We start from the raw sequence: 12,852 nt of genomic DNA, 5'->3' as shown, positions 1-12,852 counted from the left end.
GTGTGGAGCAACGGAACGCAACACGGTCGGGGGAACACGTGGCGGTGGTGAAGCCGTGGGAGAGCAACGGTCCGCTGACCGCTGCTGAGCAGCGGTTCGAGGAGCTGCTGCGGCAGAGCAGAGGTGACCGCGCAGCTCCGCACACCGGCGCACCGCTGAACGTGCACGCCGTCAACCACGACCCGGAACGGGTGATCCGCGGCGAGTACCTCAGCCGCCGCCTGGTGGAGTCGCTGGAGGAGACCGGCTGGCGGCCGTTCGCCCGCCGCACCGGCCAGCAACCGGTCATCGCCATCGAGAACGCGGTCATCACCGGCCGCCTCGACCTGCGCGCCACCGACCTGCCGTACCTGCTGGAGTTCGTGCGCTGCCGGTTCGAACTCGTCCCCGACCTCCGGCAGGCCTCCATCGCCGGGCTGGTGCTCTGGCACTGCCGACTGCCCGGCCTCAACGCCCGCAACCTCACCACCAGCAACGACACGGTGCTGCGCAACTGCACCAGCACCGGCGGCATCGACCTCGCGGACGCGCAGCTGGGCGGGTCCCTGCTGTTCAACGACAGCGAGCTGCGCAACCCCGGCGGCCGCGCCGTCTACGGCGACCGGCTGGCGGTGACCGGCGCGCTGATCGGGCTGCGGCTGCAGACCTCCGGGGAGATCCGCATCCCCGGCGCGAAGGTCGGCGGCAACCTCACCCTCTCCGGTGGCGCGCTGCGCAACCGCGGCCGGTACGCACTGAACGCCAACGGGATCCAGATCGGCGGCAGCCTGCGGTTGGACGTCGACCCGACGAGCCAGCGGCCGTTCAGCGTCGCCGGGGTGCTGTTCCTGCCCAGCGCGCACATCTCCGGTGACGTCCGGTTGCGGGACGCGGTGCTGGAACCGGGGGTGATGCCGCCGCGGCGCGGCGACTCCAAGCACGACGACCCGACCAGCACGCTGATCGTCGACCGCGGCGACATCCGCGGGGACGTGCAGATCGACCAGGGGTTCCGCAGCGGCGGCACGATCCGGATGGTCAGCGCGCGGATCGGCGGCGACCTGCGGATGGCCGGGGCGAACATCGACCTGGGTTGGTCGCGGTCGGCGAAGGCCGCGGTGGAGCAGCCCCTGCGCGCGCTGCACATCGACGGCACGGAGGTGCAGGGCAACGTGGACGCCTCGCGCGTCGACCTGCACGGGCAGGTGCGGATGGTCGACGTCGTGGTGGCCGGGAGCTTCCAGCTGAACCGGGCGCGGCTGCGCGGTCCGCGCACCGACGTGGTGCAGGCCAGCCGGATCAACGTGGGCAGCAACCTGGACTGCCGGGACACCGACATCTCGGGCTCGGTGCAGCTGCAGGGCGCCCGGATCGGTGCCAACGTCGACCTGCGCTCTGCGCAGCTGACCAAACCCGCCTGGCACCGGCACAAGATGGCCTACAAGCCGTCGGTGGACCTGCGCGCCGCGCAGATCGCGCGCGACCTGGTGTGCGCGTCGGGCGCCAAGCCGTTCCTGGCCGAGGGCGAGGTGCAGCTGCGGCGCGCGGAGATCGGTCGGCAGGCCAACTTCTTGGGGTGCCGCCTCGGTGATGGTTCCAGCCGCAACGCGATCAACGCCTTCGGTCTGGTCGTGCAGGAGTTCACGCTGCTGCCGGAGGTCGCGCCGCAGGGCCGGATCATGCTGCGGCAGGCGCAGTGCGAGCTGCTCGCGGACAACTCGGAGCTGTGGGCGGCCTCCGGCGGGGTGGACGTCGAGGACTTCAGCTATGACAACTTCACCGAGACCATCGAACCGACCGACCGCGCGACCGTGCTGGAGCGGCTGAGCTGGCTGCGCGCCAACTCGGGCGGCCGGTACCAGCCGGGGCCGTACGACCAGCTGGCGAAGGTGTTCCGCGGCAACGGCAACGAGGAGCACGCGGTCACCGTGCTGATCGAGAAGCAGCGGCGCCGCTACCAGGCGATCGCGGCGGCGACGCGGCCGGTGTTCCGGTGGCCGGTGCGGCTGTGGAGCACGCTGCAGCTGGTCACGGTGAGCTACGGGTTCCGGCCGCTGCGCGCGATGATCTGGCTGGTGCTGCTGACCGCGGCGGGGACCAGCTGGTTCAGCTTCCACGAGCTGGTGCCGATCAACGAGGAGGACCACCCGGTGTGGAACCCCTTCCTGTACACGGTGGACCAGCTGGTGCCGATCATCAACCTCGGTCACGACGTGATGTGGCGGGCCGAGGGCAACTCGGAGTGGATCACGGTGGTGCTGATCGCCGCGGGCTGGGTCCTGGCCACCACGGTCGCCGCAGGCATCACCAGGGCCCTCCGCCGCGACCCGTGACCGGCGGTGCCACCCGATCTTCGGGTGAAATACCGGGCTGATCTGGATCTCCCGTGCTAGATCAGGTGCGGCTCAGTTCCCGCCACGGCACGGAGGTTCGCGTGGTCCGCATCGGTCGTCTCCCCCAGCTCGGGTCCGCCCTGGTCGCCGCGGCGGCCCTGCTCGCGCCGACCGCGCACGCGGCCGACGGCTACCAGTACGTCGCGATGGGCGATTCCGCCGCTGCCGGTCCGCTCATCCCGAACCAGGACCCGAACCTGCTCTGCTTCCGCTCCGAGATGAACTACCCGCAGGTCGTCGCGGCGCGGCTCGGTGCCGAGCTGGTCGACGTGACCTGCTCGGGCGCGAGGATCGACGACTTCTCGGGTCGCCAGCACGGCATCCTGCCGCCGCAGTACGAGGCGCTCAGCCGCAGCACCGACCTGGTCACGGTGACCATCGGCGGCAACGACGTGCGGCTGGTGCAGGCGGCGGTGTCGTGCCTGAACCTGCTGCCGGAACCGGTCGGCCGGTCCTGCGCGGACCGCTTCACCGAGGGTGGGCGCGACGAGCTGGCGGAGCGGATCGACGCGCTGGTGCCGAAGGTCGACGGGATGCTGGCGGAGATCCGGGACCGGGCGCCGAACGCCCAGGTGGTGGTCGTCGGCTACGGCACCTACCTGCGCCCCGGGGGCTGCTACCCGCTGCAGCCGCTGTGGGCGCGGGACGCCGACTACGTCCAGTCCAGTGTGGACGCGCTGAGCGCGCTGCTGCGGGAGCGGGCGGCGGTGCACGGGGCGGAGTTCGTGGACCTGGGCCCGGTGAGCCGGGGGCACGACGTGTGCGCGGCCCCGCAGGACAAGTACTTCGAAGGCGTCATCCCGACCTCGGAGGCCGCGCCGCTGCACCCGAACGCTCGTGGCATGGCGGCGTTCGGGCAGGTCGTCGCGGACCACGTGGCAGGCTCCCGGGCCATCTCGCCCAACCACCGCAACTCCCACTGAGCTGGCCTCACTGAAATCGGCCCCGACGCACCACCGGCGTGTCGGGCACCCGACACGCCGAAGTCCGCAGTTTCAATTGAAACTGCGGAATCCCCCCTCGCCCGACAACGCGTCGTCCGCCACCTGCGTCCGCGATCGGTGCCGGGTGGAAGCGGCTGCGCCGCTTGCCCCATGGTTACAGTTTCAACTGAAACTGTACTGCCGGGTGACCCGCCGGGGCGGGTTCCGGTGGGATCACCTCGGTGGAGTCGGGTGCCCCGTGGTTCGTCACGAGGCGAGGTCCTCGCAGAGGTGGGCGGAGAAGATCGCTTGGGCCCGGGTGTCGCCGAGCTCGCGGGCGATGCCCAGGCCGCGACGGGAGAGCTCGGTCTGGGCATCGCGGTCGCCGAGCCGGTGGTGGAAGCGCTCCAGCGACAGCGCCAGGTGGCACGCCCGGACGTGCTCGCCGCGGGTGATCGCCGACTCGAGCACCTGGTGCAGGTTGGTCTCCTCCGCCCGGAACCAGCTCAGGGCCGACTGCGCGGTCCGGACCTCGGGCAGCTCGGTGGGCGTCGGCGTGACCCAGCGGTGCCACGGCGAGTCCACGACGTACCGCAGGCCGCGGTCCGCGATGTGCATGTAGTGCTCGAGGACCCGGGTGAACGCGGCGTTGCGCTCGGTCAGCGGCTCCGCCCCAGCGACCTCGGCGGCGTAGCACCGGACCAGCTCGGACCACCGGTAGCGGCCCTGGTCGGTCTCGCTCAGCAGGTGGATCGCGGCCAGCTGTTCGAGCTGGCCGCAGGTCTGGTGCGCCGGGGAGCCGGTGAGCGCTGCGGCGGCGAAACAGTCGATGCTGTCGCCGGGGTGCTCCCCGAGCAGCCGGAACAGCCGGGCGGACCCGGCGTCGAGCCAGCCGTAGCTGCCGGCCAGCGCGGTTCGGATGCCTTCGCCGGACTCCGGCAGCGACAGCGCGTCCAACCGGTGGCGCCCACCAGCCGCGGTGACCAGCGAGCGGATCGTGCGGTGCGCGGGGCGGGCCCCGGCGACCCGCAGCGCGAGCGGGAGCCGGTCGCACAGCTCGACCAGTTCGGCGGCGGCCTCCGGCTCGCCGTCGACCCGCGCGTCCCCGAGCGCGAACCGCAGGACGCCGATCGCCGCCTCGCGGCTCAGCGGCGGCACCGGGACCTGCACCGCGCCCGCGGTGGCGGACAGGGTGTCCAGCCTGCTCCGGCTGGTCACCAGCACCGAGGCTCCGGCGCCGGGCAGCAGCGGCCGGACCTGCGCGGCCGAGCGGGCGTTGTCCAGGACAACCAGCATCCGCCGCCCGGCCAGCACCGACCGGTACAGCGCGGCGCGCTCGTCGGTGTTGTCCGGGATGCGCAGCTCGGGGACGCCGAGTGCGCGGAGGAAGGCGCTCAGCACGTGGCTGGGCTCCGCCGGGGCGTCCTCGAACCCGCGGAGGTCGGCGAACAGGCAGCCGTCCGGGAACTTCCGGGCCGACTGGTGCGCCCACCGCAGCGCGAGGGCGGTCTTGCCGACCCCCGCCGGCCCGGTGAGGATCCGCACCGCGCTGTCGTCGCGGGTCCGGTCGAGCTGCGCGAGCTCGGCGCTGCGGCCGACGAACCCGGTGCTCTCCCGGGGCAGCTGCGCCGGGACGGCGGCCGGGTCCGGCTCCTCCGCTGCGCCGAGCACCCGGTGGAACGCCGCCTGCAGGCCGGGACCGGGGGTGACGCCGAGCTCCTCGGCCAGCCGGGCCCGCGTCTCGTGGTAGACGTCGAGCGCCTCGGCCTGGCGGCCCGCCTGGTGCAGACTCAGGACCAGCAGCTCCACCAGGGGTTCGCGCAGCGGCCGCATCGCCACCACCTCGCGCAGCGGGTTGATCCCCTCGACCGCGCGACCGATCCGGTGCAGCCGCCAGGCCAGCTCGTGCACCGCGTTGATCATCGACTCGTCCAGCCGGTCCACGACCTCCCGGCGCAGCCGCTCGGCCGCGACGTCGGCCAGCGGTGCCCCGCGTTGCAGGGACAGGGCGGCGTCCAGCAGCTCGACCGCTTCCGCGTCGGGGGCGTTGCGGGCGGCGGCCACCAGGTCCTCGAACTGCGTCATGTCGACCGCGGAGCGCGGCGCGATCAGCTGGTATCCGGGCGCCCGGGTGACGAGTTCCACGTCGCTGCCGAGGTCCTTGCGCAGCTTGGCGACGTGGCCCTGCAGCGCGGCCTTGGCGGTGGGCGGTGGGTCGCCCTCCCACGCGATGTCCATCAACCGGTCCGCGGAGACGACGCGGTTGAGGTCGACGGCCAGCGCCGCGAGGACGCTGCGCCGCTTGGCGGCGCCGATCGGGACCGCGCTGCCGTCGGCCCGCAGCATCTCCACGGGTCCCAGCAGGCGTATCCGCAGCTGAGGTGTTGTTCTCGGAGAAGACATCCGCTCTCGTTCGGGGGCTCCGTCGGACGAGCTCGCCCGCTTCCCCATCGCGTTGGCGAGACGTTGGGCCGGCGTTGGTGACGCCTGTGATCATAGTGCGGTGATGTTGTGTCCGGGGGAATCATGAGCGAACCCGAAGAAGTCCAGATGACTCGCACGCTGGCCCGGTCCGCCGTGAGCATCAGGGAGCTGCGCCGGGCGGTGGAGTCCAACGACCTGCGCTTGGACCCGTCCGCCGGTGAGCAGATCCGCTCCGCCCTGGAAGCGCAGATGTCCACAGTGGACGCCTGGCTGAACCGGGCGAACGGGCTGACCGCGAACGCGCCGCTCGGGCAGAACCCGGTGGGCCAGGCGATGGCGGTGAAGTTCGCCTCCCGCGCGCAGGGCGGCGAGAACTCCTTCAGCGATGTGCTGGCGAAGTACCGCGCGGTCCTGGAGGAGGCGCGCGATGCGATCAACGCCGCCATGCGCACCTACGAGCAGGCAGACGAGCGTGCCGCGGACGACTTCCGGAAGATCGCCGACGAGTTCGGCAACCGCGCGTGATGGGTCGGGCGTCGCTGGGGGACGCCCGCCGCGGTCGAGGGGATGAAGGGCGGAGATGACCCAGCCGAAGAGCAGTCCGGATGAACCGGACATCGTGCTGACCGAAACGCAGAACTGGGCCTCGCGCAGCCACGAAGAGCTCTACGCGGCGGTGCACACCGAGAACGACCCCGGTCGGGTGGGGCAGCTGTCCGACGAGTGGAACCTGCTGAGCCGGGACATCGGCGAGGCCGCGCAGCGGATGGCCGAGAAGGTGCGGGGCACCGAGAGCGGCTGGCAGGGGCAGGCCGCCGACGCGGCGCGCGCCGCGATCCAGGAGCTCGCCGACTGGAACGTCAAGGCGGGCGACACGGCTGGGTCGCTGGGCGCGCGGATCGCCACCCAGGGCCGGGTGATGGAGGTCGCCAAGACCGAGATGCCCGAGCCCGTCAAGGGCGGCGAGGACCTGACCGCGGCGCTGATGACCAGCTACGCGAACAACGACCTGGAGAGCTTCACCAAGGCCACCAACGACATCCAGGCCCACCAGGCGAAGGCCACCTCCGCGCACGAGCTGGCCGTCCAGGTCATGACGAACATGGAGGCCCAGTCCCGCACCATCGACGCGGAGACGCCGCGCTTCACGCCGCCGCCGAACCCGGTGGAGGAGCAGCGGTTGCGGATGCTGGTCAGCAACCGGCAGGAGGGCGTCACCCCGGACGAGCCGGTGAAGCCGATGGCGAACGGGGCGCCCGCCGGGGGCCCGGGTGGGCCCGGCGCCACGAGCCCGGCCGCTGCCGCTCCGGACGCGCCGGTGCCGGGCGGACCCGGTGGTCCGGGTGGTGGGCCTGGCGGGATCGACGGGCCGACGAAGGCGATGCCGATGCCGCAGTTGGGCGACGGCCCCGGCGGCATCGGTAGTCCCGGCGGACCCGGTGGCGGGCCCGGTGGGATCGACGGGCCGACCAAGGCGATGCCGATGCCGAAGCTCGGCGACGGCCCCGGGCAGGGCGTGCCGCCGCTGGGTGACTTCAACCCCAGCAGCACGACCCCGCAGAGCACCAGTCCGCAGAGCACGACCCCGCAGAGCTTCACGCCGCCGCCCGTCCCGGGACCAGGCGGCGGTGGCGACCACCTGTACCAGCCGCGGTCGTTCCAAAGCCCGGACGGCGTGCCCTACGGCACCGGTCCGGTGCAGCCCGGTAACCGCCCGGGCAACCGGCCCGGTGACCGCAACGGCTGGCAGGGCCAGATCCCGCCGATCCCGGGCGGCGGCCCGGTCGGCGGCGGACCCGCGGGCCCCGGCTCGACGGGCCCCGGTGGCGGACCCGGTGGGTTCCGCGGTGGACCGGGGCCGGTTCCCGGCCTGGGCGCCGGTGGTGGCGTCGGAGGCGGCAGCCTCGGCGCTGGCGGTGGCGCCGGTGGTGCCGGTGGTGGCTCGTCCAACCTCGCCCCCGGCGGGACCTCCGGTACCGGGCGGCCGGGTGAGGCCGGGTTCGCCCCCCGGGGCGCGAGCGGTGCGCCCGGCCAGCCCGGTGCGGCCGGGATGGGCGCCGGTCCGATGGGTGCCGGGGCGCAGCGCGGTCGCGGCGAGGACGACAAGGAACGCAGCGCGAAGTACGTCCAGGGTGGTCCCGTCGTGGAGGTGCCCGGCGCCGACCTGCCGCCGCCGGTGATCGGTGAGGGCAAGAAGAAGAAGCGGCAGGACCAGGGATGATGACCACGACCGCGCCAAACTTCGTGCTGACCGCCGCCGAGTTCGACCTCGTCACCGGAGCTCTCGGCCACGGGCGTCCGCAGTTCCCGCTGCAGGTGCCCAGCGTGGGCCGGACGATGGAGGAGCGCGCCGACCTCGCCGCCGACGCGTTCCGCGGGCTGGCCGACCGGGGCCTGGCCAGGGGCGACGAGCTCGACGAGGACCTCGCGGCGCTGCTGCGGCTGCTGGTGGACCACGACACCTCGGTGGACGTGGTCGGCTACGTCGGTGGGCCGGTGCAAGCCCTGGCCGCGGTCACCCGCCGCTCCGGGGTGCTGGCCCAGCTAGCGGGCGACCAGCTGACGCTCACCGAGATCCGCCCCACCGCCCTGGCGCTGTCCGCGGTGAGCGTGCTGCCACCCGCCGACCCCGGCACCAAGCGCGCGCTGTCGCTGCCCAGGGAGCAGCTGACCCGCGCACTCGAAGAGGACGAGGACGACCCGTTCGGCGGGGACTACGACGACGAGACCGCGCTGGTCCGGGCGGGCCTGTCCGGGCCGGACGCCGCGGCGCTGGCCGAGTTGTCCGAAACCCGCGTCGGTGGCGGGCAGTTCGGCGTCACGCACCGCTCGGTGCGCTCCTCGACGCTGGTGACCTGGTTCGACACCAACGAGGGCCGGTACCTGATGGTCAGCCAGGAGAACTGGTTGAGCATCGCCCCGGCCGACAACCGCCGCATCGAGCACCGGCTGGCCGAAGTGCTGGCCAAGTTCGACTGACGAGCCCAAGAGGTACTGCCATGACGTTCCAGGTCGAAGCCGAGGACCTGACCGCGCACGCCAGCCACCTGGACGGCCTGAGCGACCGGTTCGACACCGCGATCGACGCTGCCCAGCAGGCGATGTCCGACGATGCCTACGGGCTCCTGTGCTCCTTCCTCCCACCCATCATCAACCCGATGGAGGAGGAGGGCCTGGAGGCGCTCAAGGCCGCCAAGGAGGGCGTCAGCACCACGGCGGACAACGTGCGCCAGACGGCCAAGGAGTACCAGGAGGTCGACCAGGCGGGCGCGGACAACTTCTCCCAGTTCGACGACGCCGTCCGGGTCGACGACTCGTCCGTCGCGCTGCGCGGGGTGCTGCCCGTGGGTGGCCCGGAGGGCGGGGCGACGGTCCCCGCCTCGGCACCCGAGCAGGGGTCGGAGCCGCTGCAGGCGACGTACCGGAACGCGGCACCGGCGCAGGAGGCGGAGCCCGCCCAGGTGTACCGGAGTGCGGCACCGGCGCGGGACGCGGAGCCTGCCCAGTTCTACCGGAACGCGGCGCCCGCGCAGGAGGCGGAGCCCGCCCAGGTGTACCGGGCTGCGGCGCCCGCGCAGGAGGCGGAGCCCGCCCACGCGTACCGGAGTGCCGCGGCGGACAGCGGGCCCATCCGCACGACCACCGGCGAGGTGCTCACGGGGGACGTGCCGACGCTCGACGAGTACGACGGCCAGCCGATCGACCCCACGCAGTACCGCCGCAACACCGAGGCGTAGGAGCGCCGGTGGTGCGCTGCCGTCCGGAGTTCGGGGCGGATCGCAGAAGAAGAGTTCTATGGAGGTTGTGCAATGCCGGGTGAGAGCCGAGGCGGGTTCGCTGCGATCGGGGCCGACCCGGAGGAAGCGGAGCGGCGGATCCAGGAGTGGGCGAAGGGCTTCGAGGAGAAGGCCCAGCGCTACCAGGCGATCCAGGCCGAGACCGAGCAGCTGCGGCTGACCGCGACCAGCGACGGCGGCCACATCAAGGTGACGGTGCGCGCCGACGGCAGCGTGACGGACCTGCAGTTCACCGACAAGGTCCGCTCGCTGCCGCCGAACGAGCTGGCCGCGCAGATCCTGTCCACGATGCACCGCGCGCAGTCCGACATCGCGAACCGGGTCGGCGAGACGATGGCGGCCCACCTCGGCGACGAGGACCTGGAAACCCGCACGATGATGCTGGACAACCTCCGCGAGCGCTTCCCCGAGGAACCCGAGGAGGAGACCGCCGAGCCCGAGGCCTCCTCCAAGTGGGACGGACCGGCCGAGGACGAGGAGCCGACCCCGGCCCCGCCCCCGCCCGCCCCGCCCGCCTCCGGCCCGAACCCGCCTGGGGCACCGAAGAGGCGCCCGGCCTTCGAGGACGACGATGACGAGTTCGGTCCCGATTTCGACCCGCTGCGCGACTGATCGCCGATCAGCGCAGCCCTTGCCCCCTGGAGTCTTGAAGTGACGAACCCACTGGTCGCGGAGCGGAAGGATTCGACGCAGGCCTTCAGTGGTGTGCCGATCCTGGAGTCGGTGGACGAGACGAAGAAGGCTGTCGAGTCCGGTGACTGGGCGTCGGGTGTGATGGGTGCGGTTGGTACCGGCCTGGATGCCCTGTCCATGGCGTTGGACCCGTTCGGGTCGATCCTCGCTGCGGGCGTGGGTTGGTTGATGGAGCACGTGGGTCCGCTTTCGGACGCGCTGGACGCGTTGACCGGTGATGCGGATCAGATCAAGGCGCATTCGGAAACCTGGGGCAACGTTGCCAAGGAGCTCGGTGAGATCAACACCGAGATGGCGAACCTGGTCAAGGCCGATGTCGCGGACTGGTCCGGGGAGGCTGCGGATGCGTATCGGCAGCGTAGTGAGGACACCGGGAAGCTGATCGAGGCGGCGCAGAAGGCTGCTGAGGGCGCTTCGAGCGGCGTCGGCACCGCGGGCGAGGTCGTCGCGGCGGTGCGGACGATGGTGCGCGACATCATCGCCGAGCTGGTGGGTCGGTTGATCTCGTGGGCACTGCAGGTGCTGGCCACGTTGGGCATCGCGATGGCGTGGGTCGTCCCGCAGGTCGTGACGGCGGTGACGAAGACGGTGTCCAAGATCGCCGACGTCACGACCAAGTTGGTCAAGGCGATGAAGTCGCTGGGTGACCTGGTGAAGAAGCTCAAGGACGGCTTCGGCGACGCCAAGAAGGCCCTCGACAAGATCAAGAAGGACAACGGCACCGGGCCGAAGCCGACCCCGACCCCACCGCCCAGCCGGGGCGGCAACGCTCCGAGCGGGGGCTCCCCGCGCGGTGGCCCGGACAACAGCCGGGGCATGCGGGAGGAAGCCGACTCCTCGCCCAGCAGCACCATCCCGCAGACGAACTCGCCGTCGTCGCCGAGCCCGACGACCGCGAGCTCCACCGGCGGGAACTCCGCCACGCCACCGGCTGGCCCCGCCCCCACCCAGTCGGCCGGGAACACCCCGCAACCCACGACGTTGACCGGGAACATCTCCGACGGCAAGGGCGGGAAGAACCGGATCAACTTCACCCCGGACCAGGTGCAGGCGGTTCCGCTGAAGGACCACAAGGGGAACACGGTCGGCATCACGTTCCCGAGCAAGTCGGACGACGCGACGAAGGTCGGCAGCTGGGCGGGCAAGCCCAACCGCAACGCCGACAACTGGTACACCCAGAACCGCAAGAGCAACGACCCGAACCTCCCGGAGGCGAAGGCGGATGCGCCGTGGAAGGGCAAGCAGCCCTTCTACGTCCACGCGCACGGCGTGCCGGAGGGGAAGGGCTACATCGTCAACGTCAACACCGCTGCGCCCGGGCAGCCGCCCAAGTGGGAGAAGATGGGGCTCACCGGCGACCAGTACGGGCAGCTGGTGGCCAGCAACTCCCACTTCCAGGCGGCGTCGAAGGCGGACCCGAACCGGCCGATCGTGCAGATGTCCTGCCATTCCGGGAGCCCGGCCGGGACCGCGGCGCAGACGTCCGCGGAGGCCATCCACAACGCGGGCCACAAGGGCGACGTGTTCGCGCCCACCGGGACGGGGTACCGCAAGCCCGACGGGGACGCGAGCAGTTACGGGGTGGCCCCCGGGGTGGACGGCAGCGGGAATCCCGTCGCTGGCGAGTTCAGGAAGTTCTAGCATTGTTCAGCGGGACGAGCAGGTGAAGAGGAATCACGTCCATGGATGACACAGCACGCCCGACCCCGGGCAGCGATCGGGACGACTGGGCGGTGCTGCTCGACCCGGCGTGGCAGCCGCGGTTCGAGGGCGACCAGCCGCCACCGCACGCGATCGCCGGGGGTTGGCCGCTGGCATCCGATGGAAGCCGCGGCCGGTTCGAACCGAACCCCGACTTCGCACCGGCCGATCCGGCCGGTCCGACGGACCCGGTGGACGCGGTGCTCCGGCTGGTCGCCGAGGGGCGCGCGAAGGTCGACGAGCTGATCCCGGCGGTGCGCGACGCGGTGCTGGAGATCGCCCTGTCCGAGGACGGGTACCCGCTGGTCGGCCCCGCTCCCGACGACGTGCCCTGCGTCGCCGTGGTGACCGCACCGCTGCACCGCAGGGACATGGCATCGGTGGAGCTCTGGGGTCCCGTCACGGCCGAGGGCCTGCTCGAACTGCTGCCGCCCGGTACCGACATCCTGCTCAACCCGGAGGGGCCGGCGCCGATGCGCCTCCTCGCCAGCGCGCTGCGCGACAGCTTCCGCGGGTAGCAGCCAGGGCCCACGCGCCGATCCGAACAGCAATGCTCGATCCGAGCACCGATCTCGAGCTGGGCGGCAGGACGCACCCCTGATCAACGAGATCGCCGCATTCACGCCCGAGGTGGTCGCCCCGGGGCGCACCGCTGGGGACCGTGCTCGGTGACCTGTGGTGCACGACCCGAGCACCGTCCACTTCGAACGCCGACGATGGGAGAGCGGCCTTGACGAACCCGTTGGTGGCGGAGCGGAAGGATTCGACGCAGGGCTTCAGTGGTGTGCCGATCCTGGAGTCGGTGGATGAGACGAAGAAGGCTGTCGAGTCCGGTGACTGGGCGTCGGGTGTGATGGGTGCGGTTGGTACCGGCCTGGATGCGTTGTCGATGGCGTTGGACCCGTTCGGGTCGATCCTCGCTGCGGGCGTGGGTTGGTTGAT

At 72.0% G+C, this 12,852-nt stretch carries 11 protein-coding genes; 10 read left to right on the top strand and 1 reads right to left on the bottom strand.

Annotated features, from left to right (window positions below; all coding sequences use genetic code 11):
• Positions 1 to 38: 38 nt before the first annotated feature.
• Complete coding sequence (locus ABT324_RS27370) at positions 39 to 2,312, top strand: translocation/assembly module TamB domain-containing protein (protein WP_351183269.1); 2,274 nt, start codon at positions 39 to 41, stop codon at positions 2,310 to 2,312.
• 101 nt (positions 2,313 to 2,413) lie between these two features.
• Positions 2,414 to 3,295, top strand: a complete 882-nt coding sequence (locus ABT324_RS27365) for an SGNH/GDSL hydrolase family protein (RefSeq protein ID WP_351183267.1) — start codon at positions 2,414 to 2,416, stop codon at positions 3,293 to 3,295.
• Positions 3,296 to 3,562: 267 nt separating this feature from the next.
• Here ABT324_RS27365 and ABT324_RS27360 read toward each other — a convergent pair whose 3' ends face one another.
• The gene (locus ABT324_RS27360) at positions 3,563 to 5,698 is read right to left on the bottom strand and encodes an AfsR/SARP family transcriptional regulator (RefSeq protein ID WP_351183265.1); all 2,136 of its coding nucleotides are present in this window, start codon (positions 5,696 to 5,698) and stop codon (positions 3,563 to 3,565) included.
• A 147-nt stretch (positions 5,699 to 5,845) separates the two neighbouring features.
• Here ABT324_RS27360 and ABT324_RS27355 point away from each other — a divergent pair, with 147 nt between their 5' ends.
• The 8 genes from ABT324_RS27355 to ABT324_RS27320 all read left to right on the top strand — a co-directional run.
• Positions 5,846 to 6,244: a hypothetical protein gene (locus ABT324_RS27355; protein ID WP_351183263.1), complete on the top strand. Its 399-nt coding sequence runs from the start codon at positions 5,846 to 5,848 to the stop codon at positions 6,242 to 6,244.
• A gap of 55 nt (positions 6,245 to 6,299) precedes the next feature.
• Positions 6,300 to 7,940 (top strand): PPE domain-containing protein, encoded by a 1,641-nt coding sequence (locus ABT324_RS27350; RefSeq protein ID WP_351183261.1) that lies wholly within the window; start codon positions 6,300 to 6,302, stop codon positions 7,938 to 7,940.
• A complete protein-coding gene (locus ABT324_RS27345; protein WP_351183259.1) occupies positions 7,937 to 8,698 on the top strand; it encodes an ESX secretion-associated protein EspG in 762 nt (253 codons plus the stop codon). Before ABT324_RS27350 ends, ABT324_RS27345 begins: the two co-directional genes overlap by 4 nt.
• 20 nt (positions 8,699 to 8,718) lie before the next feature.
• The gene (locus tag ABT324_RS27340) at positions 8,719 to 9,456 is read left to right on the top strand and encodes a type VII secretion target (RefSeq protein WP_351183257.1); all 738 of its coding nucleotides are present in this window, start codon (positions 8,719 to 8,721) and stop codon (positions 9,454 to 9,456) included.
• Positions 9,457 to 9,528: 72 nt separating this feature from the next.
• Complete coding sequence (locus tag ABT324_RS27335; RefSeq protein ID WP_351183255.1) at positions 9,529 to 10,128, top strand: YbaB/EbfC family nucleoid-associated protein; 600 nt, start codon at positions 9,529 to 9,531, stop codon at positions 10,126 to 10,128.
• Positions 10,129 to 10,167: 39 nt separating this feature from the next.
• The gene (locus ABT324_RS33440; RefSeq protein WP_502949807.1) at positions 10,168 to 11,850 is read left to right on the top strand and encodes a WXG100 family type VII secretion target; all 1,683 of its coding nucleotides are present in this window, start codon (positions 10,168 to 10,170) and stop codon (positions 11,848 to 11,850) included.
• 41 nt (positions 11,851 to 11,891) lie between these two features.
• Positions 11,892 to 12,428: a type VII secretion system-associated protein gene (locus ABT324_RS27325; protein WP_351183253.1), complete on the top strand. Its 537-nt coding sequence runs from the start codon at positions 11,892 to 11,894 to the stop codon at positions 12,426 to 12,428.
• A gap of 212 nt (positions 12,429 to 12,640) precedes the next feature.
• Positions 12,641 to 12,852 (top strand): hypothetical protein (locus ABT324_RS27320; RefSeq protein WP_502949806.1); only part of this gene is annotated, 212 nt, incomplete at its 3' end.

It is taken from the genome of Saccharopolyspora sp. NPDC000359 (genome assembly GCF_040300525.1).
Classification (GTDB): Bacteria; Actinomycetota; Actinomycetes; order Mycobacteriales; family Pseudonocardiaceae; genus Saccharopolyspora.
The sequence above is the reverse complement of the archived record's forward strand: the minus strand, read 5'-3'. Positions and strand labels throughout refer to the sequence as shown.

Coding starts and splice junctions, on each gene's coding strand:
- ABT324_RS27360 (WP_351183265.1), bottom strand. CDS start 5,698: ATGTCTTCTCCGAGAACAACACCTCAGCTGCGGATACGCCTGCTGGGA.
- ABT324_RS27355 (WP_351183263.1), top strand. CDS start 5,846: ATGACTCGCACGCTGGCCCGGTCCGCCGTGAGCATCAGGGAGCTGCGC.
- ABT324_RS27350 (WP_351183261.1), top strand. CDS start 6,300: ATGACCCAGCCGAAGAGCAGTCCGGATGAACCGGACATCGTGCTGACC.
- ABT324_RS27345 (WP_351183259.1), top strand. CDS start 7,937: ATGATGACCACGACCGCGCCAAACTTCGTGCTGACCGCCGCCGAGTTC.
- ABT324_RS27340 (WP_351183257.1), top strand. CDS start 8,719: ATGACGTTCCAGGTCGAAGCCGAGGACCTGACCGCGCACGCCAGCCAC.
- ABT324_RS27335 (WP_351183255.1), top strand. CDS start 9,529: ATGCCGGGTGAGAGCCGAGGCGGGTTCGCTGCGATCGGGGCCGACCCG.
- ABT324_RS27325 (WP_351183253.1), top strand. CDS start 11,892: ATGGATGACACAGCACGCCCGACCCCGGGCAGCGATCGGGACGACTGG.